Below are 26278 nucleotides of genomic sequence, written 5' to 3'. Positions count from 1 at the left end.
CCCCGGGGCGCCTGGAGGGCTGCCCAGCGCCCCGGATCCCGTCTAGATTCGGTTTATGGCGGAGACGAAGCGGGAGATCGAGCGCAAGTACGACGTCGAAGCGGACGCGGAGCTGCCTGACCTGACCGGTGTCGCCGGGGTGGCCGACGTCGTCGACAAGGGCGTCGTCGAACTGGACGCCGTCTATCACGACACGACCGACCAACTCCTGCTCTCCGACTCGATCACGCTGCGCCGCCGCACCGGCGGCGACGACGAGGGCTGGCACCTGAAGCTGCCGGTGTCCCTGACGCAGGGCGTGCGGGACGAGATCCAGGCCCCTCTCTCGGACTCCGTGCCGCCCGAGCTGTCCTCCCTCGTGCGCTCCCGGGTGCGCGACGCCGCACTCGTGCCCGTCATGCGCCTGTTGACCGCGAGGGACCTGCGCCACCTCCTCGACGGCAAGGGCGCGCTCCTCGCCGAGTTGAGCGTCGACCGGGTCAGGGCCGAGCGGCTCACGGAGGGCGGCGGCACCGCCGAGTGGGCCGAGATCGAGGTGGAGCTCGCGGACGACGCGGACCCCGCGCTGCTCGACCGGATCGAGAAGAAGCTGAAGAAGCTGGGCGTCGAGCGGTCGACGGCCGCCTCGAAACTCGCCAAGGCCCAGGCGGGGACGGCTCTGGCAGCGACCCGGCAGCGGTTCGCGGAGAGCAGCCCGAAGCCTGCCGGGGCCAAGAAGGGGAAGAAGGGCGAGCACTCCGTTGTCGTCCAGCTGAAGGACCCCGCCGTGCAACCCGACCCCGCCACCGCTGCCGACCACGTCCTCGCCTACATCCGCACCCAGCGCGACGCCATCGTCGCCCTCGACCCAGACGTCCGCCGTGACCTGCCGGACTCCGTGCACCAGATGCGGGTCGCCACGCGGCGCATGCGCAGCGCGTTCCGCTCGTACAGGAAGCTGCTCGACCGCTCCGTCACCGACCCGATCGGCGTCGAACTGAAATGGCTCGCGGGCGAGCTCGGCGTCGACCGCGACCAAGAGGTCCTGGCCGAGCGGCTCACGGACCGCATCGACGCCGTGCCGGGGACCCTGCTCCTCGGGCCGGTGCGGGCCCGCCTGCGCATCTGGAACGTCGCCGGCGCCGACGACGCCCGGAGCAGGACCGTCGCCACGCTCGAAGGAAAGCGGTACGTGCAGCTCCTGAACTCCGTCGACGCCCTGCTCGCCGACCCCCCGCTGCGCAAGGCCGCCACCGCGTCCCCCGCCAAGGCCCTGCCCAAGGCCGTCCGGAAGGACTACGCCCGCCTGGAGGCCCGCATCGAACACGCCCTCGCACTGGCGCCGGGGGAGGAGCGCGACGTGGCGATGCACGGCGCCCGCAAGGCCGCCAAGCGTGCCCGGTACGCGGGCGAGGCGGCGAAGCCCGCGCTCGGCAAGCCCGCCAAGCGGTTCGCGAAGCGGATGAAGGCCGTCCAGAAGGTGCTCGGCGATCACCAGGACAGCGTGGTCGCCCGTGACGCCCTGCGGACCCTCGCGATCCAGGCCCACGCGGCGGGCGAGACCGCCTTCACCTGGGGACTTCTGTACGGCCAGGAGGAGGCCGCCGCGGTGGACCGCGAGCGGGAGCTGCCGGAGGTATGGGCCAAGGCGTCCAGGCCGAAACTGCGGTCGGCGTTGGGCGGCTGAGTACCGGGGTACGCTTGATGGTCACCCCTGCCAGATCATGAGAACCCTGCCGAAAGACGCTGTGATGCCTGTCGAGTCCGTCTTCCCACGCCTGGAAGCGCTTCTCCCGCACGTCCAGAAGCCCATCCAGTACGTCGGCGGAGAGCTCAACTCCACCGTCAAGGACTGGGACGCGTGTGACGTCCGCTGGGCGCTCATGTACCCCGACGCCTACGAGGTCGGGCTGCCCAACCAGGGCGTCATGATCCTCTACGAGGTACTGAACGAGCGCGAGGGCGTCCTCGCCGAGCGCACGTACAGCGTCTGGCCGGACCTCGAAGCGCTGATGCGGGAGCACAAGGTCCCGCAGTTCACCGTGGACAGCCACCGCCCCGTCGGCGCCTTCGACGTGTTCGGGCTCAGCTTCTCCACCGAACTCGGGTACACGAACATGCTCACGGCCCTGGACCTCGCGGGCATCCCGCTGGAGGCCAAGGACCGCACGGTCGACGACCCGATCGTCCTCGCCGGAGGCCACGCCGCCTTCAACCCCGAGCCGATCGCGGAGTTCATCGACTGCGCGGTCATCGGCGACGGCGAGCAGGCCGTGCTCGACATGACCGCGATCATCCGCGAGTGGAAGGCCGAGGGCCGCCCCGGCGGCCGCGAGGAAGTCCTCTTCCGGCTTGCGCGGACCGGTTCGGTGTACGTCCCCGGGTTCTACGACGTCGAGTACCTCCCGGACGGGCGGATCGGCCGCGTCGTACCGAACAAGTCCGGTGTCCCGTGGCGCGTGTCCAAGCACACCGTCATGGACCTGGACGAGTGGCCCTACCCCAAGCAGCCCCTCGTGCCGCTCGCGGAGACCGTCCACGAGCGCATGTCCGTGGAGATCTTCCGCGGCTGCACCCGCGGCTGCCGCTTCTGCCAGGCCGGCATGATCACGCGCCCCGTGCGGGAGCGAAGCATCACCGGCATCGGCGACATGGTGGAGAAGGGCCTCAAGGCGACCGGCTTCGAAGAGGTCGGCCTGCTCTCCCTCTCCTCCGCGGACCACACCGAGATCGCGGACGTCGCCAAGGGCCTCGCGGACCGGTACGAGGAAGACAAGATCGGCCTCTCCCTCCCCTCGACCCGCGTCGACGCCTTCAACATCGACCTGGCGAACGAGCTGACGAGGAACGGCCGCCGCTCGGGCCTCACCTTCGCCCCCGAGGGCGGCAGCGAGCGGATGCGGAAGGTCATCAACAAGATGGTCTCCGAAGAGGACCTGATCCGCACCGTCGCGACCGCGTACGGCAACGGCTGGCGCCAGGTCAAGCTGTACTTCATGCTCGGCCTGCCCACCGAGACCGACGAAGACGTCCTGCAGATCGCGGACATGGCGGCGAACGTCATCGCCAAGGGCCGTGAGGTCGCGGGCAACGACATCCGCTGCACGGTCTCCATCGGCGGCTTCGTACCCAAGCCGCACACGCCCTTCCAGTGGGCCCCGCAGCTGTCGGCCGAGGAGACGGACGCCCGCCTCACGAAGCTGCGCGACAAGATCCGCGGCGACAAGAAGTACGGCCGCTCGATCGGCTTCCGCTACCACGACGGCAAGCCCGGCATCGTCGAGGGCCTGCTCTCGCGCGGCGACCGCCGCATCGGCTCGGTCATCCGCGCCGTGTACGAGGACGGCGGCCGCTTCGACGGCTGGCGCGAGCACTTCAGCTACGACCGCTGGATGGCGTGCGCCGAGAAGACGCTGCCCGACTTCGGCGTGGACGTCGACTGGTACACGACGCGTGAGCGCACGTACGAGGAGGTCCTGCCCTGGGACCACCTGGACTCCGGTCTCGACAAGGACTGGCTCTGGGACGACTGGCAGGACTCGCTCGACGAGACCGAGGTCGAGGACTGCCGCTGGACCCCCTGCTTCGACTGTGGCGTGTGCCCGCAGATGCAGACCGAGATCCAGATCGGCCCGACCGGCAAGAAGCTCCTTCCGCTGTCGGTAGTGAAGTAAGTGACGCGGCGGGGTCCGGTGGGCGGGTCGGGTGTGCCTCGGCTCGTCCTGCCCACCGGCCGCGTGCATCTCTCCTTCGTCGCCGCGATGGAGGAGTTCCGCGCCGAGGGGCGCGGCGGGGACGACGACGACACGACGCTCGGCCGCACCCTGCGCGACTACGGCGACAAGTGGCACGACCCAGTCGTCTTCGAGCGCTACGTGACCGAGGTCCGCGCCGCCACGCACCCGGCCGAGCCGCTCTCCGTCCCCGTGACGACCCTCTGGTACGCGGACGGCGCCGACTACTTCGGCCGCCTCGCCATCCGGCACAACGTCAACACGCGCTTCCTGCGTGAGTACGGCGGCCACATCGGCTACGACGTACGGCCCACCGCCCGCCGCCGCGGCCACGCCACGGCCATGCTGACCGGCTCCCTGCCGTACGCCCGCGCGCTGGGCCTCGCATCGGTCCTGGTCACCTGCGACACCGACAACACCGGTTCGCGCAAGGTGATCGAGGCCGCGGGCGGCATCTTCGAGGACGAACGCGGCGGAAAGCTCCGCTACTGGATCCCGACCGCCGCCTGACCGAACCAGCACCCACGACTGACGCGTCTAGGACGGCATGGACCTGGAAAAGCGGCCGCTCACCGCACCACAAGCCCAACCCCAACCGCAACCGCAACCGCAACCGCAGGCCGAGGGTTGTCTGGCCGTCGCGATCCGCATCCCGGTGCGGATCGTGGTGCTCGTGCTCGTCGTCCCGGTACGCCTGGTGTGGGACGCCCTCGCCGTGTGCGGCCGCTTCGTGTACTTCCGGGGGCTTCGGCCTGTGGGGCGGGCTCTGGCGTGGCTGGGGCGAACGCTGATCGTGACGCCGCTGGCCTGGCTGATCGAGTACGTCATCACGCCGGTCGCGCTCGGCGTCACCTACGCCACGGTGTGGCTGCTCAAGGCCGTGTTCGTGTGGCCGTGGGTGGCGCTGTGGCGGTATGTGGTGGTGCCGGTCGGGAACGGGCTCGGTTGGCTCGGGCGGGTGCTGGTCGTGATTCCCGCCATGTGGCTGTACGCGTCCGTGCTCACGCCCATCGGGCACGCGATCGCCTGGCTCGCGCGGGGTATCGCGGCGGGAGCAGCGGTGGCCGGGCGCGGCATCGGGGCCGTGCTGGTGTGGCTGCTCAAGGCCGTGTTCGTGTGGCCGTGGGTGGGGCTGTGGCGGTATGTGGTGGTGCCCGTCGGGAAGGGTCTTGCCTGGCTGGGGCGGGTGCTGATCGTGGTGCCTGCCGTGTGGCTGTACGCGTCCGTGCTCACGCCCATCGGGCACGCGATCGCCTGGCTGGCCAGGGGAGTTGGGGCGGGCATCGCCTGGACGGCACGCGGGATCGGGACGGTGCTCGCCGCTCTGGGACGCTGGATCTTCGTCGTGCCCGCCGTCGCCCTGTGGCGCTGGGTGCTCGCGCCCATCGGGCGGGGCATCGCCGTCGTCGTACGCGAGATCGGCGCCGCGTTCGGACACGCCTGGCGTATCGCCGGGTATGTCTCGCTCGCCGTGGGCCGCTTCCTCGGCCGGCTCCTGCGGTGGCTCTTCGTCGACCCGGTGCGCTGGGTGTACCGCACGGTCCTCACTCCCGTGGGGCACGCGGTACGTGACGGGGTCTGGCGGCCGACCGCGCGGGCGGTGAAGGACGCGGGCCGCGCCACCCGGCAGGCCCTGGCCGCCGCTCGCCGCAGCGTGCGGGAGGCCCGTGCCGACGTGCGGCGCATGCTGTTCGGGGCGCCGAAGGAACAGGTCCCTGCGGGGGCGGTCCCGAGGGAGCCCGTGCCGGTGCCGGTGGCCCGGCGGGAACCGGACACGGCCGAGGCACGTACTCTAGGTAGCAGTACGACCGCACTCACGAAGGACTAGAACACTGGGCAAGCGACAGCCCGAAGGCCCGCCGCCCGCTCCCGCGGTGCAGCGCATCCGCCTGCGCTACACCAAGCGCGGCCGCCTCCGGTTCACCAGCCACCGTGACTTCCAGCGCGCCTTCGAGCGGGCGCTGCGCCGCGCCGAGGTGCCCATGGCGTACTCGGCGGGGTTCACCCCGCACCCGAAGGTGTCGTACGCCAATGCCGCACCCACCGGCACGGGCAGTGAGGCCGAGTACCTGGAGATCGCGCTCACCGAGCCGCGTGACCCCGACAAGCTGCGCGAGCTGCTCGACGAGTCGATGCCCAGCGGGCTCGACATCATCGACGCGGTCGAGTCCCGCACCTCGGGACTCGCCGACCGGCTCACCGCGTCCATCTGGGAGCTGCGCCTCGACGGCGTCGAGCCCGCGGACGCGGAGCGTGCCGCCGAGGCCTTCCGGGCCGCGGAGAGCGTCGAGGTCCAGCGCCGCACGAAGAACGGCATGCGGACCTTCGACGCCCGCGAGGCCGTCGTGAGCCTTGAGGCCCTCGCCCCTGACGAGGCGATCGGTCTCGACGCTGATAGGCCGACCGACCAGCCCTGTGCGATACTGCGGCTGGTTGTTCGGCACGTGACACCTGCCGTACGACCCGACGACGTCCTGTCCGGTCTCCGAGCTGTGGCCGACCTGGCGCCGCCGGTCCCCGCAGCGGTGACCAGGCTGGCGCAGGGGCTTCTTGACGACGAGACCGGCACGGTGACCGACCCGCTCGCGCCCGACCGCGAGGCAGCCACGACCCCGCTTGAGAACCAAGGGGCCGCCGCAGCCGCCGCGAAGGTGCCGGCGACGGAAGGTCCCGCGTAGGGACGAATGTCGAAGCGCCGCCCATGTACTCGGGAGCCACCTGGGTCGGGCAGCGCACTGACCGAGACTTTCGCCAGGCCGTCCGCATTTGGGCGTACGGAACCGGCGAGACAGACACATAGAGCTCCCGTGCGGCGCCCACGCCCCCGGATGGCGGCCCCGCGTAGGTGAGCGAGGGCCGCGGACATCACCGGACCAGGCGCGGCGCCCGGGAGCGTGACGGGAGAACCGCCCGCATGCATGAGCCGAACGAACCCACTGAGGGCTCGGACAACAACAGCCCCAGCGACACCCTGCCGCCGCGCCGAAGGCGCCGTGCGGCGTCGCGGCCCGCGGGGCCGCCCGTGGGCGCAACCGAGGCCACCGAGGGCACAGCTCCGGCCATACCGGCCACCCCCGCCGCCGAAGCGCCCGCAGAGGCCGTGACTCCGGAGCCCGCAGCGGCCGAGGAAGCCGCTCCCGCCCCCCGTGCGCGCCGCCGTGCCACCCGCCGCGCCTCGGCTCCCGCCGGTGCGCCCCAGGGTGCTGAGACGCCCGCCGAGACACCTGCCGAGACGCCGGTCAGTGAGCCCGTGGCCGCCGCGGCCCCGGCCGAGGCCGAGCCCGTCGAGGAAGCCGCTCCCGCCCCGCGACGCCGCCGTGCGACCCGCCGCGCCTCCGCTCCCGCCGGTGCGCCGCAGGGTGCCGAGGCCGCCGCCGAGACGCCTGCGGTCACCGAGTCCGTGGCCGAGGAGCCCGCCGCCGAGCCCGCCCCCGATGCACAGCCGGAGTCGGGCGACGCGGCCCCGCGCCGTGGCCGCCGCCGCGCGACCCGCGGCTCGTCCGCGCCCGCCGCCGAGACCGCTGCCGCCGCCGAGCCCACCGAGGCCCCCAAGGCCGCCGAGCCCGTGGCGAGCACGGAGACCCCCGAGGCCGAGTCCGCCGAGGACGACGCGCCCCGTGGCCGCCCGCGCCGCCGTGCCACCCGCAAGGCCGCCGCCGGGTTCTCGGCGCCCGCCCCGGCGCGGGCCCGCAAGGCGCGTGCCGGTGACGCCGACGACGACTCCGGGCAGAAGCCCGCGCGGCCCGCCGTCGCCGTCTTCCAGGCGCCGGTGTTCGCCGAGCCGATGTTCCAGACCCCGGAGCGCGCCGCTGCCGCGGCCGCAGCCGAAGCGGCCGACGAGCCCGCCGAAGAGGTCGAGGCAGAGCCCGCCGCCACCGCACCCGTGGTGGAGGAGGAGACCGGCCCGCGCCGTCGCCGCCGCCGTCGGGCCGCCGACGAGCAGCCCGCTGCCGCCGCCGAGCCCGCGAAGGCCGCTCCGCAGGCCGCGGAGGAGCCCGCCGAAGCCGAAGAGGCCGAGGACACCGCAGCGGACAGCGACAGCGACAACGACAACGACGAGTCCGACGACTCCGGCGAGCGTCACGGCCGCCGTCGCCGTCGTGGTGGCCGTCGCCGCCGCCGCGGTGAGTCCGCCGACGACTCCGGCGACCAGCAGGACTCCGACACCGAGTCCGACACGGACGCCGCCGCCGAGCAGGAAGCGGAAGACACGGCCGAGCAGGCCGAGGACGACTCCGACGACAACGGCTCTGGCGCCGGTTCGAGCAGCAGCCGTCGCCGCCGTCGCCGTCGCCGTCGCGCCGGTGACTCCGGTGAGGGCGAGAGCGCGGTGGACGGCGACCCGGAGCGTACGGTCGTCAAGGTCCGCGAGCCTCGCAAGAAGGAAGAGCGCGAGCTGGGCACCGGCGTCGACGAGGTCACGTCCATCAAGGGTTCGACTCGCCTGGAGGCCAAGAAGCAGCGCCGCCGCGAGGGCCGCGAGCAGGGCCGCCGCCGCGTGCCGATCATCACCGAGGCCGAGTTCCTGGCGCGCCGCGAGGCCGTCGAGCGTGTGATGGTCGTCCGCCAGAACGGCGAGCGCACCCAGATCGGCGTCCTTGAGGACAACGTGCTCGTCGAGCACTACGTCAACAAGGAACAGGCCACCTCGTACGTCGGCAACGTCTACCTGGGCAAGGTCCAGAACGTGCTGCCGTCCATGGAGGCCGCCTTCATCGACATCGGCAAGGGCCGCAACGCCGTGCTGTACGCCGGTGAGGTCAACTTCGAGGCGCTCGGGATGGCCAACGGCCCCCGTCGCATCGAGTCCGCCCTGAAGTCCGGCCAGTCGGTCCTCGTGCAGGTCACGAAGGACCCGATCGGCCACAAGGGTGCCCGTCTCACCAGCCAGGTCTCGCTGCCCGGCCGCTACCTGGTCTACGTGCCCGAGGGCTCGATGACCGGCATCAGCCGCAAGCTGCCCGACACCGAGCGCGCGCGGCTGAAGACCATCCTCAAGAAGATCGTCCCCGAGGACGCGGGCGTCATCGTGCGCACCGCGGCCGAGGGCGCGAGCGAGGACGAGCTGCGCCGTGACGTCGAGCGTCTGCAGGGCCAGTGGGAGGACATCCAGAAGAAGGCGAAGGCGGCCTCCACGAGCGCGCCGGGCCTGCTGTACGGCGAGCCGGACATGACCGTCCGTGTCGTCCGCGACATCTTCAACGAGGACTTCTCGAAGGTCATCGTCAGCGGTGACGACGCCTGGGAGACCATCCACGGATACGTCGCCCACGTCGCCCCCGACCTGGCCGACCGCCTGCAGCGCTGGACCTCAGAGGTCGACGTCTTCGCGACGTACCGCATCGACGAGCAGCTGATGAAGGCGCTCGACCGCAAGGTCTGGCTGCCCAGTGGCGGCTCGCTGGTGATCGACAAGACCGAGGCGATGATCGTCGTCGACGTCAACACCGGCAAGTTCACCGGTCAGGGCGGCAACCTCGAAGAGACCGTGACGAGGAACAACCTCGAAGCGGCCGAGGAGATCGTGCGCCAGCTGCGCCTGCGTGACCTCGGCGGCATCGTCGTCATCGACTTCATCGACATGGTCCTGGAGTCCAACCGCGATCTGGTCCTGCGCCGTCTGCTCGAATGCCTGGGCCGTGACCGTACGAAGCACCAGGTGGCCGAGGTCACCTCGCTGGGCCTCGTGCAGATGACCCGTAAGCGGGTCGGCCAGGGCCTGCTGGAGTCCTTCTCCGAGACCTGCGTCCACTGCAACGGCCGCGGCGTGATCGTGCACATGGAGCAGCCGACCTCCGCCGGTGGCGGCGGCAAGCGCAAGAAGCGCGGCCGCGGCGGCTCGGAGCAGGGTCAGGAGCACACGCACGAGCACGACCACGAGGCCACGGCCGAGGTCGAGACGGAGACCGAGACCGAGGCCGAGGTCGCCGCGGAAGCAGCCGCCCCGGTGGCGCTTCCCGAGCCCGAGTTCGTGCCGGACGAGGAGCTCTACAGCAGCGCGTCCGAGGCCGAGGCCGCGGCGTCCCGCGGTGGCCGCTCGCGCCGCAGGGCGACCCGTCGGGCATCGGCTCCGGCCGGCGCCCCGAAGGCGGAGACCGCGCCCAAGTCGGAGCGGCGTTCCAGGTCCCGGAAGGCGGCCACGGCCGAGGACGAGGCTCCGGTGGTCGAGGCCCCCGTGGTCGAGACCCCGGCCGCTGCCGAGGACCCGGTCGTCGAGGTGGCCCCCGAGGCGCCCGTGGACGACGCGGCCCCCAAGGGGCGTACGCGCCGTCGTGCGACCCGTAAGGCGACGTCGCCCGCCGGTTCGCCGAAGTCCGCCGGGAGCGCCGAGCCCGAGGCCGCCGAGGTGATCGTGGCCGAGGCGCCGAAGGCCGAGCCCGTCGCGGAGCCGGTCACCGAGCCCGTCGCCGCCGAGCCGGTGGCGGACGCCGCTCCGGCCCGTCCGCGCCGCCGTGCGGTCCGCAAGGCCACCGCGCCGACCACGTCCGAGGAGGCGGCCGTCCTGGTCGTCCCGTCGGCCGAGAAGGCCACTCAGGCCCCGCAGAAGGCGACCGAGAAGGCCGAGGAGAAGGCATCGGAGAAGCCCGAGGCCGACGCCGAGGAAGCCGCTCCGGCCAAGAAGACGGCGCGTAAGACCGCCGCCAAGAAGGCGCCCGCGAAGAAGGCCGCCGCCAAGAAGACCGCGGCCAAGAAGACGGCCGCAAAGAAGACGACGGCCAAGAAGGCGTCGAAGACGACGAAGAAGACCGCCGCGGCGGAGCAGGCACCGTCCGGTGTCAAGGCCTCCGCGGCAGACGAGGGCTGACCTGCTCCTTCGTAGTCCGCACAGATGACCGGGTGCCCCCGGTGTGGTGATTTGGCCACGCCGGGGGCACCTGTCTGTTGGCACGTGGTGAACTACCTGTAAAACTCATGCGGTTGGTGAAGGAGCACACGCGCGTGGCGTTCGGGGAGACGTCGCGCTCGTGTCAGGGAGGGGACGCACGATGGCGCAGGGTCGCCTGAGAGGCACGGGACGTCACCGTGCCGCGAAACAGATCAAGGGCGGACGCCAGGCCGTCGCGCTGGCCACGGTCCTGTCCGCGGCGGGCATCCAGACCGTCAGCGCCATGGGAACGGCGACGGCCGACGGGGAGCCGCCCCTGGTGGAGGCGCCGCTCTTCAACGATCCGAAGGGCACCCCCGAGCAGCAGTACGCGATCCGGACCCGTCTCATCGAGCTGACGAACGCCGCGGTGCCAGGCTCGACCATCAAGGTCGCGGTCTACCACGTGTGGGAGGCCTCGGTCGTCGACGCGCTCGTGGCGGCCAAGAACCGCGGTGTGCACGTGCAGATGGTGCTCGACGAGTCCAGCAGGAGCGACCGCCCCGCGAACACCTCGTACGCCACGCTCGCGGCCGAACTCGGCACCGACAAGAACAAGCCGTCCTTCGTGACGCTGTGCCCGGCCGGCAAGTCCTGCCTGGGCGATCCCAAGTACGGCAAGTCGATCATGCACAACAAGTTCTGGCTGTTCTCGCAGGTCGAGGGCGCGCGGGACGTCGTCGTACAGACCACGTCGAATTCGACGCCCTCCGCCCACACGAAGTTCTACAACGACGCGCTGCAGCTCCCGAACAACCCGACGATGTACGAGGCGTACGCCGACTACTTCGCCGACATGATCCGCAAGGACTGGCGGAACTGGGACTACCGCACGGTGAGCGACGGCCTCTACAAGGCGTATTTCTTCCCGCGCTCCGGCACGGTCAACGAGACCGACACGATGTACTCGGTCCTGAACAACGTGCAGTGCAACTACAAGGACGCGGCCGGGGTGGCCCGGCACACCAACATCCGCGCCTCGATCTTCAAGATCACCCGGAAGCAGATCGCCGACAAGCTCGTCTCGCTCAAGAAGGCGGGCTGCACGGTCAGCATCCTGTACGCCGAGACCGACAGCGCCAAGAGCCAGGGCGGCACCCCCGGCACCTGGGAGGCCCTGCACAAGACGGGCGGGCCCACCATGCGCTGTTTCAACGACGACCGGGACCCGCTGCGCCCGGGGGCCAAGCTGGTGACGCCCTACATCATCCACTCGAAGTACCTGCTCATCGACGGCAAGTACGACGGCAGGCAGAACAAGCTCTCCTTCACCGGATCGCAGAACTACACGGCGCCCGCCCTGCGCGAGAACGACGAGGCGATCGTGAAGGTCGACGACGATTCCGTGCACGACGCGTACCGCGGCCACTTCGATCGCGTACGGGCCGTCGCCTGGCCGGGCAAGGCCGACAGCACCGACCTGTGCAAGGGCGTCAAGCCGCTGCCGCCGGACGGTGAGAAGCCGGTTTGACCCTTCCGGTCGAGCCCCGTAATCTTGACCGTCGGCGTGTCACTAGACATGTCCTACCCCTGTAAACCTGATTTCCTTCCGGCGCCCAGGCGCTCGGGAGAGGCCGACCGTGCATCCGGACGGGCGGCTGGACTGCGGGGGTCCCGTTCCGAGCGAGAGAGAGATCCGTGTACGCCATCGTGCGCAGCGGTGGTCGCCAGCACAAGGTTGCTGTCGACGACATCGTTGAGGTTGACAAGCTTCCCACCGCCAAGGTTGGCGACACCGTAGAGCTCTCTACGCTGCTCGTTGTCGACGGCGACGCCGTGACGAGCGACCCGTGGGTGCTTGCCGGTATCAAGGTCACGGCCGAGGTCGTGGACCACCACAAGGGCGCGAAGATCGACATCCTTCGCTACAAGAACAAGACCGGCTACCGCCGTCGCCAGGGTCACCGCCAGCAGTACACGGCGATCAAGGTCACCGGTATCCCCACGGCTGCGAAGTAAGGGACTGAGAACACATGGCACACAAGAAGGGCGCATCGTCCACTCGGAACGGGCGCGATTCCAATGCTCAGCGGCTCGGCGTGAAGCGCTTCGGCGGTCAGACCGTCAACGCCGGTGAGATCCTGGTCCGCCAGCGTGGCACCCACTTCCACCCCGGCTCGAGCGTCGGCCGTGGCAAGGACGACACGCTGTTCGCGCTGGCCGCCGGTGCGGTCGAGTTCGGCACGCACCGTGGCCGCAAGGTCGTGAACATCGTCCCGGTCGCCTGAATCAGGCTTCTGTAGAACGAGTTCTTTGCGAGGGCGGACCTCACTTCCCTTTCGGGAAGCGGGTCCGCCCTTCGCGTGTTACATCTAGGGGCATTTCGTCCCTGACATTCGTATGTTTCTGGAGGCACATCCCATGACCACCTTCGTGGACCGCGTCGAGCTGCATGTCGCCGCGGGTAGCGGGGGCCACGGCTGTGCCTCCGTCCACCGTGAGAAGTTCAAGCCGCTCGGCGGTCCGGACGGCGGCAACGGCGGCCGTGGCGGTGACGTGATCCTGGTCGTCGACCAGTCGGTCACGACACTCCTCGACTACCACCACTCCCCGCACCGCAAGGCCACCAACGGCGCCCCCGGGGCCGGTGACAACCGCTCCGGCAAGGACGGCCAGGACCTGGTCCTGCCCGTCCCCGACGGCACCGTCATCCTCGACAAGCAGGGCAACGTCCTCGCCGACCTGGTCGGCGAAGGCACGACGTACGTCGCCTCCCAGGGCGGCCGCGGCGGCCTCGGCAACGCGGCGCTCGCCTCGGCCCGCCGCAAGGCGCCCGGCTTCGCGCTCCTCGGTGAGCCGGGCGACGCGGGCGATGTCGTCCTGGAGCTCAAGACGGTCGCGGACGTCGCGCTCGTCGGCTACCCGAGCGCCGGCAAGTCCTCGCTGATCTCGGTCCTGAGCGCGGCCAAGCCGAAGATCGCGGACTACCCGTTCACGACGCTGGTCCCCAACCTCGGTGTGGTGACGGCCGGTTCGACCGTCTACACCATCGCCGACGTACCGGGTCTGATCCCGGGCGCGAGCCAGGGCAAGGGCCTCGGGCTCGAATTCCTGCGGCACGTCGAGCGGTGCAGCGTCCTGGTGCACGTCCTGGACACGGCGACCCTCGAGTCCGACCGTGACCCCGTCTCCGACCTCGACATCATCGAGGCCGAGCTGCGCGAGTACGGCGCCGGCCTGGAGAACCGCCCGCGCGTCGTCGTCCTCAACAAGATCGACGTACCGGACGGCCAGGACCTCGCCGACCTGGTCCGCCCCGACCTGGAGGCCCGCGGCTACCGCGTCTTCGAGGTGTCGGCCGTGGCGCACAAGGGGCTCAAGGAGCTCTCCTTCGCGCTCGCCGAGGTCGTGGCCGAGGCGCGCGCCGCGAAGCCGAAGGAGGAGGCGACCCGTATCGTCATCCGGCCCAAGGCCGTGGACGACGCGGGCTTCACCGTCAAGCTCGGCGACGACGGCATCTACCGCGTGCGCGGCGAGAAGCCGGAGCGCTGGGTGCGCCAGACCGACTTCAACAACGACGAGGCCGTCGGCTACCTCGCGGACCGGCTGAACCGTCTCGGCGTCGAGGAAGAGCTGATGAAGGCGGGCGCCCGCACGGGCGACGGCGTCGCCATCGGCCCCGAGGACAACGCGGTCGTCTTCGACTGGGAGCCCACGGTGATGGCCGGTGCGGAGATGCTGGGCCGCCGCGGCGAGGACCACCGCCTGGAGGCGCCCCGCCCCGCTGCTCAGCGCCGCAGGGACCGGGACGCGGAGCGGGACGACGCGGAGAAGGCGTACGACGACTTCGAACCGTTCTAGGCGGGATCGCCCAGGGCAGTGTGAGAAGGGCCCCCGGAGCTTCGGCTCCGGGGGCCCTTCTCTTGTTCGTACACCGTGCGGGCGCGTCGTGGCTTGTCGCGCAGTTCCCCGCGCCCCTTACGGGGCGCTCTCTGCGGTCAAGCAGTAACCGAGTCCTCCGCGCCGTTCGGATTCGGTTCCGTCGGGTCGGACTCCATCTCCTCCGCCGCGTCCTGTGCCGCCCGCTGGCCGGGGATCTCCGCGTCGATGCGGGTGGCCATGCGCAGGCGGCGCTCATCGGCCTTGGCCGCGAGCGCGAGGGCCGCCTCGTTGAAGCGGACCAGGGAGGGCGGGTCCGAGGGGCCCAGGAGGTGCTCCTTGAGGGCCACGCGGGCCTCGGCGTGCGTGTCGAGCTCCGGGGAGCGGACGGCCTCCAGGAGGTCAGGGACGCCCTCGGCGGTCGGGGAGAGGATCGCCGCCGCGCTCACCGTCGGGAAGCCCGTGCGGAAGTCCGCCTCGGACATGCCGGACGTGTTGGCGACCGCGTACGGCTTCTCGCTCGACAGCCAGTCGGAGACGACCGAGGAGACGTCGCTGATCAGCAGGTCCGCCTGGTTGAAGCAGGAGAAGATCGCGGGGCGCGCGGTGGTGATGATCTGGTGCTCCCACTCGGGGAACGACGCCCAGTACGCCGCCTCCCACGCCGCCGTCGCCTCGGCGACCGCGGCCTGCTGGTCGCCGTCGGGCGTGCCCTGGAGCATCATCCGCTCCATCTCGTCCACGCTCTTGCGGAACGCGGTCGAGGTCAGCTGGTCCAACTCGGCGGTGCGGCGCGCCAGTTCGGCCAAGGCATCCTGGCCGGGACGCTCGCCGGAACGCTTGGCGGCGGCCTCGCGGATCATCGCCTTGATGCGGTCGTTGGCGGCGCCGGCGCGGGGGTCCTGCGAGCCCGTCATCGGGTGCGGCTTGTAGATGAGCCGGACGCCGGGGTCGGCGAGCAGGTGCCGGACGATGTTCTCGCCCGCGAGGGTCACCGACGTGTTGCCGGGGTTGCCGTCCCAGCCCTCCCAGGTGGGGGCGTACAGAACGGTCGTGAACGGCCCCGTGGGGGCGCCCGTCGACGGCAGGATCGGGGACAGCTGGGGGCGGCCGACCTCGACCACGTCCTTGTCCTCGACGCCGACGTCGGCGGCCTGGTAGCGGTCGCGCGCGGCGGGGCCTGCCACCCACACCTCGTCGTACGCCTTCGCGTACGGGTTGCAGGAGGACAGCTTGTCGCTCTCGCCGTGGTTGATGAAGGCGTGCTTGATCGTGGGGATGCGCAGGACCTGCGAGGTCTTCGCGGCGTTCGCCGGGTGCAGCATCATCTTCAGCGTCGAGGTCTCCAGGGAGAACATCGTCGCGACCTTCGGGAAGCAGATGATCGGGACGTCCGTCGCGTCGATCTTCTGCACCATGAACCGCTCACGCAGCACGATCAGCGGCTTGCCGTCGAGCTTGGAGAGCGTGGAGAGCCACATGTTCGCCTGGTACGCGGACGTGGAGCCGCCCGAGAAGTACATCGCGACGGACGGCTGGTAGTCGGCCAGCCAGTTGTCCAGCCACTCCATGACCTTCTCGTCGTTCTTCGCCCGCTTCTTGGGGAGCAGCCACGTGGAGAGGTAGATCGCGCCGGCGCCCATCAGGGCGATGGAGATCCCGAGGCCGATGCCGCCCCAGTACGCGTCCGTGGTGGCCGCGGTGACCACAAGACCTGCCGTGGTGGGGATCGAGAACGTCAGCAGGCGGTGGGCCTGGCGGCGCGAGAGGATCCGCGGCGGGGCCGCGGTCAGGTGCAGCGCGGACGCGTCGATGTTGCGCGTGACGATCGGCAGCTGGCGGGTGCGGCGCACCAGTATGGCGGTGGCCTGGCAGCCGAAGTGCAGGAAGTAGAACGCGAGCAGCGAGATGGTCAGCGGCGACTGCTCGGCCAGCGGCTCGATGCCGTCGATGCGCAGCAGGCCGACCAGGATCAGCATGTCGCGCAGGAGCTGCCTGACGGTGACATCGAAGCGGATCTTGCCCAGGAGGGAGAGGAGGCCCGGCTGTTTGTACTGGAGATAGACATCGAGCGCGAGGTTCGCCGCCGACGCGGCGATGAACACCGGTACATACGGGACCAGCGCGCTGACGAGCTGGGCCGTGAAGAGCGCGAACATCGCGAACAGCGCGGAGAGCTGCACGATGCGGCGGGGTGCGAGTCCGGCAGAGGGCACGGGCTTGGGCTCCTGGCGGGGGATCGGGGGGATCGGATGGGGGGAAGTCGGGGAAGACGACCACTGACCGTATGACGTGCCGTGGCTCTGTAGCAATCTTCCGTGACGACAATCACCGGATAAAGGGGCAAAGGTACTGAACCCCGAGGCCCGGATTCGCCTCGGGGGCGCCTTCGGCCCCTGCCCGGTCCGCCCCTCGAAATGCGTGGGCACCTCACCGGCTCACTCGCGTAGATTGCTGGTCCGGCAGGGAATGGGATCTTCAGGATCAATTGGGGAAGCACGTGGCTGGGGCAAGGCAGGGCATCGCAGAGGCCCACAGGGTTGTCGTCAAGGTCGGGTCCTCGTCCCTGACCACCGCGTCGGGGGGCCTGGACGCCGATCGCGTTGACGCCCTCGTTGACGTGCTCGCCAGGAGCCGCAGCGGCGGCGAGCGCGAGATCGTGCTCGTGTCCTCCGGCTCCATCGCCGCCGGGCTCTCGCCGCTGGGGCTGCGCAGGCGCCCCAAGGACCTGGCGAGGCAGCAGGCGGCCGCCAGCGTCGGCCAGGGCCTTCTCATGGCCCGCTACACCGCTTCCTTCGCGCGCTACGGCGTACGCGTCGGGCAGGTGCTCCTCACCTCCGACGACATGGCACGCCGTGCCCACCACCGCAACGCCTCCCGCACCTTCGACCAGCTCCTGGCGATGGGCGCGCTGCCCGTCGTGAACGAGAACGACACCGTGGCGACGGACGAGATCCGCTTCGGCGACAACGACCGGCTCGCCGCCCTCGTCGCGCACCTCGTCCACGCCGACCTCCTGGTGCTGCTCTCGGACGTGGACGGCCTCTACGACGGCGACCCGGCGAAGCACGGCACCTCACGGATCTCCGAGGTCACGGGCCCCGCCGACATAGAGCACGTCCAGATCGGCAGCGCGGGCAAGGCGGGCGTCGGCACCGGCGGCATGGTCACCAAGGTCGAGGCCGCGCGGATCGCCGCGGCCGCCGGCATCCCGGTGGTCCTGACCTCCGCGAGCCACGCCGCCGACGCCCTCGCGGGCCGCGACACCGGTACGTACTTCCACCGCACCGGCCGCCGCTCCGGAGACCGGCTCCTCTGGCTCCAGCACGCCTCAGAGCCGCAGGGCGCGCTGACGCTCGACGACGGGGCGGTGCGCGCCGTCGTCGAGGGGCGCAAATCGCTGCTGCCCGCCGGGATCGCGGCGGTCGAGGGCGACTTCGCCGCGGGCGACCCGGTCGAGCTGCGGGACACCGCGGGGCGGGCCGTCGCGCGGGGTCTGGTGAACTTCGACGCCAAGGAGCTCCCGCAGCTCCTCGGCCGTTCCACGCGGGAGCTCGCGCGGGAGCTCGGACCGGCGTACGAGCGGGAAGTGGTGCACCGCGACGACCTGGCCCTGCTGCACGACTAGCCGTTCACGCCCCCCTGCGTCCGCGGTTCTGCCGTCACAGGAGTCACACAGGCCCCAGCGCTCCCCGGCCGAAAACAGGCGCGAACGCCGTGCGCCGACCGGCCCCTGCGAGGTGAAACTCCCCAAAACCGCCCCGCGGGGGCGCTTGGCCTGCTCAACTTTGTTCCAGACACTTCCGCACGACCATTGCGTATCCGCACCACCATTGCGTAGAGGAGGCCGTCGTGAGACGAGTGCGCCCGGGAGCGTCGTCCCGCGCGCCGGCTGAGCGGTCCCTGACCAGCGTCGCCGCGGGGGCGACGTACACCGGTGACACGCAAGCGGCGGGCGAGACGGACGAGAGTCAGGAGGGCGAGACGGTGGACGCGCCCCGTCTGTGGCACGTCACCCTGAGCGTCTCGGGGGGCGAAGCCCCGCTGAAGGAGGTCAGGCGGGGGCTCGAACAGCTCGCCCACGACCATCCCTTTCTGCTGACCAGCAGGTATGCGCCCGACCACGCGGAGATCCGGTACTGGGAAGAGGCCCGCGACCTGCACGACGCCGCCGCGGTCGCGCTCCGGCTCTGGGGCGAGCACCGGCAGAGCGCGCAGCTCCCGCCCTGGGAGATCGTGGGGCTCGAGGTCATCGACCGCGACACCTACCACCAGCGCATCGCGGAGGGGTACGGCCCGCTGCCCGCGACCCCGGTGGGCGTGCACCCCTTTTGAGCCGTCTTGCTTTTCGAGCCGCCGTGAGCACCCTGGTCTCGGCTGCTGAAACAGCGCGTGTACCGCGGCCGGTCCCTATTACGCTGCGGTCATGACGTCCCTCACGCCTCCGTTCTCGGGGTTGCCGTACGACAACCTCTCGCCCGTCGCCCAGGCCGCCTACCGCGCCCGTGGCGCCGCCGCGAAGCTCGCGCCGCTGCCGCGTGCCGCCAAGGACGACGCGCTCCTGGCGATCGCCGACGCCCTCGAGGTACGCACCGCCGAGATCATCGAGGCCAACGGCAAGGACACCGCCCGCGCCCGCGAGGCCGGGACCAGCGAGTCCGTCGTCGACCGTCTGACGCTCACCCCGGAGCGGGTCCGCGCCATCGCCGCCGACGTGCGCGACGTGGCCGCCCTGCCCGACCCCGTCGGCGAGGTCGTCCGCGGCTCGACCCTGCCGAACGGCATCGACCTGCGCCAGGTCCGCGTCCCGCTCGGCGTCGTCGGGATCATCTACGAAGCCCGCCCGAACGTCACCGTGGACGCCGCCGCCCTCTGCCTGAAGTCCGGCAACGCGGTGCTCCTGCGGGGCTCGTCATCGGCGTACGAATCGAACACCGCGCTCGTCCGCGTGCTGCGCGACGCCGTCCACGGAGCGGGCCTGCCCGCCGACGCCGTCCAGCTCGTGCCGGGCGAGAACCGCGACTCCGTACGAGAGCTGATGCGCGCCCGCGGCCTCGTCGACGTCCTCATCCCGCGCGGCGGCGCCTCGCTGATCAAGACCGTCGTCGAGGAGTCCACCGTCCCGGTCATCGAGACCGGCACCGGCAACTGCCACGTGTACGTGGACGCCGACGCCGATCTGGACATGGCCGTCGACATCCTCATCAACTCCAAGGCCCAGCGGCCCAGCGTCTGCAACGCCGCCGAGACGCTCCTGGTGCACGCGGACATCGCCGAGGCCTTCCTGCCGCGCGCCCTGGACGCCCTGGCCGAGGCCGGGGTCACCGTGCACGCCGACGAGCGCGTGCTCCCGTACGCCGACGGGTCGAAGGCCACCGTCGTGCCCGCGACCACCGAGGACTGGGAGACCGAGTACCTGTCGTACGACATCGCGGCGGGCATCGTGGACTCCCTGGAGCAGGCCGTCGAGCACATCCGCCTGTGGACCTCCGGGCACACCGAGGCGATCGTCACCACCTCGCAGCAGGCCGCACGCCGCTTCACCCAGCTCGTGGACTCCACGACGGTCGCCGTGAACGCCTCCACGCGCTTCACGGACGGCGGCCAGTTCGGCTTCGGCGCCGAGATCGGCATCTCCACACAGAAGCTGCACGCCCGCGGCCCGATGGGGCTTCCCGAGCTGACCTCGACGAAGTACATCGTCACCGGCGACGGCCACATCCGCTGAAGCCGCCCCCACGGAGCATCCACGGAGCATCGGCTGAATTCCCGTACCGTCTGCCCAGATTGCCCCTTCCGGGGCTACGCTGGAAGGGTGCCGGAGGACGTGGGGGGCACGCCGTCGTTTCCTGACGGCTGGGAGCCCGACGACGACCGCGACCGCGGGGGTGCGGACGAAGAGTTCGCCTCCGTGGTCTTCGACGAGGCCTTCGTCAAGGCCGCCGAGGTTCATGAACCCACCGCGGTGGAGCGGCTGTTGGCCGCCGCCCAGGCGCGCGCCGAGGCCTCCGAGGCCGAGAGCCACAGGGCCCGCACCCGGGGCCCTGGCCGTGATTCGCCGGAGGACGACCTCTACGACGAGGGGTTCGGCCCCGACGACGGCGGCGAGTTCGGCCGCGACGCCGACCTCGACGACGTGTACGACCGGGAATTCACCGAGGACGGGTACGGCAGACACGGCTATGGAGGCCACAACCGCTGGCACCGCCCCGTCGCCTGGATGCTCGCCCTCCTGATGGGCATCGGCATGGTCGCGCTCGCCTTCACCGCGGTCTACCGCGGCGCGTCGACGGGCCGCCAGGACCCGGCCCCGCCGCCGTACTCCACGGAGCCGTCGGCCTCCGCGGAGTACGGCCCGCCCGCGGTGTCCGCGACGCCCCGCGTCCCGTGAGAAGCGGCGCCCGCATCCCGTGAGAAGTTGTCAGAACTTGTCGTGTACCAGGGCGTTTACCTGACCGCGCGGAGACCTACCCTGAAGGTATGGGCGGGCCAGGAGAACCACCTGAGGGGACCCCCGAGGGCGCTCCGGCCGGTGGTGAGGACGAGTACCGATCCGTCGTCTTCGACGAGTCGTTCGTCCGCGCCGCGCGGCTCCAGGAGTACTCCGCACAGGAGCGCATGAGTGACCACACGCACGCGGTGCGCCGCCTTCCCGCGCGCCGCCGGCGCCTCTCCAAACAGGCCGTGATCCTCGTCCTGCTGATCGCCGTCGCCTTCGGCACCGCGATCTACATGGGCGTACGCCATCCGTACCAGAACCCGGTCGCCCAGCGCCCCGAGCCGCTGCGCATGACGGTCATACCGCTCGCCCCACAGGGGCCCGTGCCCGGCGCCGAGAAGCCCGCCGACCTGTACGCGCACAGCCAGGCCGCGCAGTTCCGGGTGGGCGCTTCGGGCATCAACCTCCCTGCGGCGCGGCGCACTTCACACTTCTCGGACGGTCAGGTGATGACCGCGCTGACCACCGCCAAGGACTATCTCGTCGAGTCCTCGCTCGACCCGGACGTCCTCACCGGAGGCGCCGTGCGCTCCGCGCGCATCCTGCTCGACCCCCGGCAGCTCGACCAGTTCGACAAGAGCTTCGCGCACCCGGCGGCGGACGGTCGGCACGCGCCCACCGGCTGGCTGGTGCGGTTCGACCCGACGAAGACCGCCCTCGCATCGCCCGGCATCCGCGTCCACGGCACGCTGCACGCCACCGAGACGGACAAGAACACCCTGGAGGTGACCTCGGACCACACCTTCGTCTACGCGCTGCGTCCTGCAGGCAAGGGCGAGCACGTCAAGGCCTCGCTGTTCACCGTCCGCCGGGAGCTGCAGTTCCGCTTCGACCGCGACGACCTGCGGATGCGCCAGGCCGAGCTGCTCGTGTCGTACATGCAGGCGGGTCCGCTCGCCTGCTCCGCCGACTCCGCCAACCAGCTGCGGCCACTGCTCGCCGGGCAGAAGGCGAAGGCGGGCGGCCCCGCGGGCACCGACCCTTACGCGACGGGTGATGCCACGGCGCTGTGCGGCTCGCTCTCGGCCACTGCCCAGCCTTCGTTCTGAGGGCTCTGAGGGCTCTGAGGGTTCTGTGGGCTCTGAGGGCTACTTCCCGGGCCGCGTGTCCTCGGCGGGCGGGTCGTCGTTCCGGGCGCCGCCCTGCCCCGTGAACTTCCCGCGCAGCTTGCCGCCCAGGTCGCCCGCGCCGCCCGCGATGTCGTTGACCAGCTTCATCAGCGGGTCCTTGCTGTGGCGTACGTCGTCGGCGTAGCTGGACGCCGACTGGCGGAAGGAGTCCGACACCGAGGTGTCCTTGTCCCCGTCGCGGCGGGGGTAGTGGCCGTCCATGATCCGCTGGTAGTCGCGGGTCCCGGCCCACTTCTTCAGCTCGGCGGCGCGCACGGTGGTGAAGGGGTGCGTACGCGGCAGTACGTTCAGGATCTTCAGGACCGAGTCACGCAGGTCGCCCCCGGCCTCGTACTCCGTGGCCTGCTCCAGGAACGCGTCCACGTTCATCTCGTGCAGGTGGTTGCCGCCCGCGATCTTCATCAGACCGCGCATCGACGCCTTGAGGTCCTGGCCCACCAGGAGCCCGGCGCGGTCCGCCGACAGCTCGGACTTGCGGAACCACTCGCGCAGGGCGGTCACTATCGCCATGATCGCGACATTGCCGAGCGGGATCCAGGCGACCTTGAGCGCCAGGTTCGTGAGGAAGAGCAGTATCGTCCGGTACACCGAGTGGCCCGAGAGTGCGTGGCCCACCTCGTGACCGACGACCGCGCGCATCTCCTCCTCGTCGAGCAGCTCGACGAGACCCGTGGTCACCACGATGATCGGCTCGTCGAGGCCGATGCACATCGCGTTCGGGTTCGGGTCCTGGTTCACGTACATCGGCGGGACCTTCTCCAGGTCCAGGATGTAACAGGCGTCCCGCAGCATGGTGTTGAGGTGCGCGAACTGCGCGTCGGAGACCCGTACGGAGTCCGAGAGGAACAGGAGCCGCAGGCTCCGCTCCGGGAGCAGCGCGCTGAGCGCCTTGAAGACGGTGTCGAAGCCGGTGAGCTTGCGCAGGGCCACCAGGGCCGAACGGTCCGCCGGGTGTTCGTACGCCCGTGACGAGATGCCGGGGAAGCGCCTGCGCTGCCTGCTCGGCACGTTCTCGTGGCCGCCGTCTTTCGCGTGGCCGTGGTCGTTGTCGTCGGTCATGCCCCATCCCCCATGCTCGTCCAGTCATGCCCCCGAGGTGGGACCCAGCCTAGGCGGAGATACCGTGACAGGGCAGCACAGCGAATGGAGTCGCCCGTCATGGCCGTCATGGAGCAGAGCGCCGCAGCCCACCACTGGGTCACGGAGGCGGCCGCCCTGGCCGCGAAGGAGCAGGGGGCGGGCAATCTGCTCCGCGTCGTGCTGATCGTCATGGTCGTCGGCTGCGTGCTCGCGGCGTGGTTCCTGCTGCGCGGCTACCGCCAGGGCGCCGACGCCGACCCCGGCACCCGCCCCGGCGATACCGCTGAGGGCGGCGAGAGCCGTCCCGGCGGGGGCGATGAGACCGACCGCGCGGACCACAACAGCTGAGTCGGCGTGAGCTCGGCCCGGGTCCCCGCATACGATGGCCCGTAAGTCTTTGTCCCGCCCACCTCCGGATAGGTCCTGCCGACGATGAGCCTCCACAGCACCGCCTCCCAGCTGGTCACTCTCGCCTCCGAGGGCAAGCACGTCGACGAGCACGCAAGCATCAGCCCTCTCGTCACCGGCGGTGGCGCGTTCGTCGCGCTGATGCTGCTCCTGTGGATCACCACGCGCTTCAACCGGGACCGCTGAGCGGAACCACTGAGCGGAACCACTGAGCGGTCTCACGGAACGGACGGCTGAACCAGAGCCCGTCGACCGGGCCGGTAGGGTCTGCACGCATGGGAGAGCAGGACATGCCTACCGGTCCCGGTACCGGCCCGGCCAGCAAGGGCAAACGCCGCCTGGGCGTCATGGGCGGAACGTTTGACCCGATCCACCACGGACACCTGGTGGCGGCCCAGGAGGTCGCCGCGCAGTTCCACCTCGACGAGGTGGTGTTCGTGCCGACCGGGCAGCCGTGGCAGAAGAGCGACAAGGCGGTGTCCCCGGCCGAGGACCGTTATCTGATGACGGTCATCGCGACGGCCGAGAACCCACAGTTCTCGGTGAGCCGCATCGACATCGACCGCGGCGGTCCGACCTACACGACGGACACGCTGCGCGATCTGCGCACGCTCAATCCCGACACGGACCTCTTCTTCATCACGGGCGCCGACGCCCTCGGCCAGATCCTCACCTGGCGCTACACCGAAGAGCTGTTCTCCCTGGCGCACTTCATCGGAGTCACCCGGCCCGGCCATACGCTGGCCGACCCGGGCCTGCCGGCGGGCGGTGTCTCGCTGGTCGAGGTCCCGGCCCTCGCCATCTCGTCCACGGACTGCCGTGCGCGGGTCGCCAAGGGTGACCCCGTCTGGTATCTGGTGCCGGACGGTGTGGTGCGTTATATCGACAAGCGCGAGCTGTACCGCGGCGATTGAGCCGAGAGGGGCACCGGTGAACGACCGACAGTACGACCCGTATGCGGGCGGCGACCCGTACGCGGGCGAGTACGCGGCTGATCAGTACCAGGTCGTCGGGTACGACGAGTATGGGCAGCCGGTGTATCAGCAGGTCCAGCAGGCCCAGCAGTTCCAGCAGCAGGCCCCGCAGCCGCAGCAGGCCCAGCCGCCGGCTTCGTACGACCAGTACGGGGCGCAGGCCCAGCAGCAGCCGTCCCAGCAGCAGCAGCCGCAGGGCTACGGCTATGACCCGTACGCGACGTACGGCACGTACGACCAGCAGCAGCCCCAGCAGACGCAGACCGGCTGGATTCCGCAGCAGTCGCGGCAGCCGGAGCCGGAGCCGCAGCCGGAGCCGGAGCCGGAGTTCGAACCCGAGCCCCGGCGTGAGCCGGAGCGTCGCGACCCTGCGTACGAGACCCAGCAGTTCTCCTTCATCGAGGAGCCGGACGAAGAGTCCGAAGACGTCATCGACTGGCTGAAGTTCACCGAGAGCCGCACCGAGCGGCGCGAGGAGGCCAAGCGGCGCGGGCGTTCCCGGGTCGTCGCGCTCGTCGTGGTGCTCGCGCTCGTGATCGCGGGCGGCGTCGGCTATCTCTGGTACGCGGGCAAGCTGCCGGGCCTGTCGGACGACGCGTCCGGCGACGGCGCCGTGGCGGCAGGACCGCAGAACCGCGACGTGATCGTCGTCCACCTGCACAACACCAAGGGGGGCGGCACCTCCACGGCGCTCCTGGTGAACAACACCACCACCAAGCGCGGCACCACGGTCCTGCTGCCCAACTCCCTCTCCGTGACGAACGACGAGGGCGCGGGGACGACGCTCGGCAAGTCGGTCGACGACGACGGTTCGACCGGTACGCGCGAGTCGATCGACAGCCTGCTCGGCACGCAGGTCGAGGGCACCTGGCGGCTCGACACCCCCTACCTGAACAACCTCGTCGAGCTGGTCGGCAACATCGACATCGACACGGACGCGAACGTGCCGGACCCCAAGGCCAAGAAGGGTCAGGCGCCCCTCGTGAAGAAGGGCGAGCAGCAGACCCTGAGCGGTCCGATGGCCGTCGCGTACGCCACCTACCGCGCGTCCGGCGAGTCCGAGACCGCGCAGCTCGACCGGTTCGGGCAGGTCATGCAGGGCGTCCTGCGGAAGCTGTCGTCCGACCCGCAGGCCGCGACGACCACCGTCCAGTCGCTGGCCCAGATCCTGGACCCATCCCTCAAGGAGAACGACCTCGGCGCCTTCCTCGCCAAGCTCGCCGACCGTGCGAAGGGCGGCGACTACTCCACGCAGCTGCTCCCGGTGCAGCAGGACGGGACGCTCTCGGAGAAGGCCGGCGCGAGCGTCGTCAAGAACGTCCTGGGCGGCGCGGTCAAGAACCCGGACAAGGGAGCGGCCGTACGGGTCGGCGTCAAGAACGCCTCCGGCAGCCAGGGCGCGGGGCAGGAAGCGCGGATCTCGCTGGTCAACGGCGGCTACACCTTCGTGGACAGCGGCGCGGGTTCCGGGGCCCAGGCGGCATCGCAGGTCACGTACGCCGACGCGGACAAGAAGACGCAGGCCACCGAGGTCGCCAAGACCCTCGGCCTGCCGGACAGCGCGGTCCGCAAGGGCAGGACCGCGCCGAACGCCGATGTGTCGGTCGTCCTCGGCCAGGACTACAAGACGGGCTGACCTGCTCGTCCCCCGGCCGGGGGCTTTACCGGCCGGGGGCTTTCCTGATCGGAGGCTTCCCGGCCGGGGTGACGCAGCAGACAGGGTGATCGAGTTATTGCCGGGAGTGCTGTCGGCGGTCCGTGAGACCCTTGGTATGTCTTGACCACCTGAA

Annotated in this window: 21 protein-coding genes; 19 read left to right on the top strand and 2 right to left on the bottom strand. The window is 70.7% G+C overall.

Annotation, left to right across the window (positions count from 1 at the left end; all coding sequences use genetic code 11):
* The first annotated feature begins 55 nt into the window (after positions 1-55).
* From E5671_RS18155 to obgE, 10 genes are all read left to right on the top strand, one after another.
* Positions 56-1666: a CYTH and CHAD domain-containing protein gene (locus tag E5671_RS18155; RefSeq protein ID WP_160505009.1), complete on the top strand. Its 1611-nt coding sequence runs from the start codon at positions 56-58 to the stop codon at positions 1664-1666.
* Between the two features lie 64 nt (positions 1667-1730).
* Positions 1731-3653: a TIGR03960 family B12-binding radical SAM protein gene (locus E5671_RS18150; protein WP_202121163.1), complete on the top strand. Its 1923-nt coding sequence runs from the start codon at positions 1731-1733 to the stop codon at positions 3651-3653.
* Between the two features lie 33 nt (positions 3654-3686).
* Positions 3687-4223, top strand: a complete 537-nt coding sequence (locus E5671_RS18145; RefSeq protein ID WP_336605783.1) for a GNAT family N-acetyltransferase — start codon at positions 3687-3689, stop codon at positions 4221-4223.
* 37 nt (positions 4224-4260) lie between these two features.
* A complete protein-coding gene (locus E5671_RS18140; protein ID WP_160505008.1) occupies positions 4261-5541 on the top strand; it encodes a hypothetical protein in 1281 nt (426 codons plus the stop codon).
* 46 nt (positions 5542-5587) lie between these two features.
* Positions 5588-6391 carry a TIGR03936 family radical SAM-associated protein gene (locus tag E5671_RS18135; protein ID WP_160505007.1) on the top strand — a complete coding sequence of 268 codons (804 nt, stop codon included), beginning with the start codon at positions 5588-5590 and terminating at the stop codon, positions 6389-6391.
* A 236-nt stretch (positions 6392-6627) separates the two neighbouring features.
* Entirely contained in the window at positions 6628-10518 is a 3891-nt protein-coding gene (locus E5671_RS18130; RefSeq protein ID WP_160505006.1) for an Rne/Rng family ribonuclease, read from the top strand.
* Between the two features lie 181 nt (positions 10519-10699).
* On the top strand, positions 10700-12049 hold the full coding sequence (locus tag E5671_RS18125; RefSeq protein ID WP_160505005.1) for a phospholipase D-like domain-containing protein: 1350 nt from the start codon (positions 10700-10702) through the stop codon (positions 12047-12049).
* Between the two features lie 167 nt (positions 12050-12216).
* The gene (gene rplU / locus E5671_RS18120) at positions 12217-12537 is read left to right on the top strand and encodes a 50S ribosomal protein L21 (protein ID WP_160505004.1); all 321 of its coding nucleotides are present in this window, start codon (positions 12217-12219) and stop codon (positions 12535-12537) included.
* Positions 12538-12551: 14 nt separating this feature from the next.
* Complete coding sequence (rpmA, locus tag E5671_RS18115; protein ID WP_160505003.1) at positions 12552-12806, top strand: 50S ribosomal protein L27; 255 nt, start codon at positions 12552-12554, stop codon at positions 12804-12806.
* A 133-nt stretch (positions 12807-12939) separates the two neighbouring features.
* Positions 12940-14379 (top strand): GTPase ObgE, encoded by a 1440-nt coding sequence (gene obgE / locus E5671_RS18110; protein WP_160505002.1) that lies wholly within the window; start codon positions 12940-12942, stop codon positions 14377-14379.
* Between the two features lie 137 nt (positions 14380-14516).
* Here the strand turns inward: obgE and E5671_RS18105 are convergent, their stop codons facing one another.
* The gene (locus E5671_RS18105; RefSeq protein WP_160505001.1) at positions 14517-16613 is read right to left on the bottom strand and encodes a hypothetical protein; all 2097 of its coding nucleotides are present in this window, start codon (positions 16611-16613) and stop codon (positions 14517-14519) included.
* 284 nt (positions 16614-16897) lie between these two features.
* On the opposite strand from E5671_RS18105, the gene proB reads away from it, so the two are divergent.
* The 5 genes from proB to E5671_RS18080 all read left to right on the top strand — a co-directional run bounded on the left by proB (position 16898) and on the right by E5671_RS18080 (position 21945).
* A complete protein-coding gene (gene proB, locus E5671_RS18100) occupies positions 16898-18025 on the top strand; it encodes a glutamate 5-kinase (protein WP_336605782.1) in 1128 nt (375 codons plus the stop codon).
* Positions 18026-18249: 224 nt separating this feature from the next.
* Positions 18250-18732 (top strand): hypothetical protein, encoded by a 483-nt coding sequence (locus E5671_RS18095; protein ID WP_160505000.1) that lies wholly within the window; start codon positions 18250-18252, stop codon positions 18730-18732.
* Positions 18733-18823: 91 nt separating this feature from the next.
* A complete protein-coding gene (locus E5671_RS18090; protein WP_160504999.1) occupies positions 18824-20125 on the top strand; it encodes a glutamate-5-semialdehyde dehydrogenase in 1302 nt (433 codons plus the stop codon).
* An 87-nt stretch (positions 20126-20212) separates the two neighbouring features.
* Complete coding sequence (locus E5671_RS18085) at positions 20213-20788, top strand: SCO2584 family spore wall biosynthesis protein (RefSeq protein WP_160504998.1); 576 nt, start codon at positions 20213-20215, stop codon at positions 20786-20788.
* An 89-nt stretch (positions 20789-20877) separates the two neighbouring features.
* The gene (locus tag E5671_RS18080; RefSeq protein ID WP_160504997.1) at positions 20878-21945 is read left to right on the top strand and encodes an SCO2583 family membrane protein; all 1068 of its coding nucleotides are present in this window, start codon (positions 20878-20880) and stop codon (positions 21943-21945) included.
* 39 nt (positions 21946-21984) lie between these two features.
* Here the strand turns inward: E5671_RS18080 and E5671_RS18075 are convergent, their stop codons facing one another.
* Complete coding sequence (locus E5671_RS18075) at positions 21985-23085, bottom strand: M48 family metallopeptidase (protein WP_160504996.1); 1101 nt, start codon at positions 23083-23085, stop codon at positions 21985-21987.
* 99 nt (positions 23086-23184) lie between these two features.
* Here E5671_RS18075 and E5671_RS45430 point away from each other — a divergent pair, with 99 nt between their 5' ends.
* The 4 genes from E5671_RS45430 to E5671_RS18065 all read left to right on the top strand — a co-directional run bounded on the left by E5671_RS45430 (position 23185) and on the right by E5671_RS18065 (position 26124).
* A complete protein-coding gene (locus tag E5671_RS45430; protein WP_202122785.1) occupies positions 23185-23454 on the top strand; it encodes a hypothetical protein in 270 nt (89 codons plus the stop codon).
* 84 nt (positions 23455-23538) lie between these two features.
* The gene (locus E5671_RS45425) at positions 23539-23700 is read left to right on the top strand and encodes a hypothetical protein (RefSeq protein WP_202121161.1); all 162 of its coding nucleotides are present in this window, start codon (positions 23539-23541) and stop codon (positions 23698-23700) included.
* Between the two features lie 89 nt (positions 23701-23789).
* A complete protein-coding gene (gene nadD / locus E5671_RS18070) occupies positions 23790-24428 on the top strand; it encodes a nicotinate-nucleotide adenylyltransferase (protein ID WP_160504995.1) in 639 nt (212 codons plus the stop codon).
* Positions 24429-24444: 16 nt separating this feature from the next.
* Positions 24445-26124 carry a LytR C-terminal domain-containing protein gene (locus E5671_RS18065; RefSeq protein WP_160504994.1) on the top strand — a complete coding sequence of 560 codons (1680 nt, stop codon included), beginning with the start codon at positions 24445-24447 and terminating at the stop codon, positions 26122-26124.
* The last annotated feature ends 154 nt before the right edge of the window (positions 26125-26278 follow it).

The organism is Streptomyces sp. BA2, assembly GCF_009769735.1.
GTDB lineage: Bacteria > Actinomycetota > Actinomycetes > Streptomycetales > Streptomycetaceae > Streptomyces.
Note: the sequence above shows the minus strand (reverse complement) of the source record. Positions and strands in the feature narration are given on the sequence as shown.

Excerpts from the sequence above, each read along its gene's own strand:
- E5671_RS18155 (WP_160505009.1), top strand. The coding sequence starts at position 56 with ATGGCGGAGACGAAGCGGGAGATCGAGCGCAAGTACGACGTCGAAGCG.
- E5671_RS18080 (WP_160504997.1), top strand. The coding sequence starts at position 20,878 with ATGGGCGGGCCAGGAGAACCACCTGAGGGGACCCCCGAGGGCGCTCCG.
- E5671_RS18125 (WP_160505005.1), top strand. The coding sequence starts at position 10,700 with ATGGCGCAGGGTCGCCTGAGAGGCACGGGACGTCACCGTGCCGCGAAA.
- rpmA (WP_160505003.1), top strand. The coding sequence starts at position 12,552 with ATGGCACACAAGAAGGGCGCATCGTCCACTCGGAACGGGCGCGATTCC.
- E5671_RS18075 (WP_160504996.1), bottom strand. The coding sequence starts at position 23,085 with ATGACCGACGACAACGACCACGGCCACGCGAAAGACGGCGGCCACGAG.
- obgE (WP_160505002.1), top strand. The coding sequence starts at position 12,940 with ATGACCACCTTCGTGGACCGCGTCGAGCTGCATGTCGCCGCGGGTAGC.
- E5671_RS18140 (WP_160505008.1), top strand. The coding sequence starts at position 4,261 with ATGGACCTGGAAAAGCGGCCGCTCACCGCACCACAAGCCCAACCCCAA.
- E5671_RS45430 (WP_202122785.1), top strand. The coding sequence starts at position 23,185 with ATGGCCGTCATGGAGCAGAGCGCCGCAGCCCACCACTGGGTCACGGAG.
- E5671_RS18090 (WP_160504999.1), top strand. The coding sequence starts at position 18,824 with ATGACGTCCCTCACGCCTCCGTTCTCGGGGTTGCCGTACGACAACCTC.
- nadD (WP_160504995.1), top strand. The coding sequence starts at position 23,790 with ATGGGAGAGCAGGACATGCCTACCGGTCCCGGTACCGGCCCGGCCAGC.
- E5671_RS18150 (WP_202121163.1), top strand. The coding sequence starts at position 1,731 with ATGCCTGTCGAGTCCGTCTTCCCACGCCTGGAAGCGCTTCTCCCGCAC.
- E5671_RS18130 (WP_160505006.1), top strand. The coding sequence starts at position 6,628 with ATGCATGAGCCGAACGAACCCACTGAGGGCTCGGACAACAACAGCCCC.
- E5671_RS45425 (WP_202121161.1), top strand. The coding sequence starts at position 23,539 with ATGAGCCTCCACAGCACCGCCTCCCAGCTGGTCACTCTCGCCTCCGAG.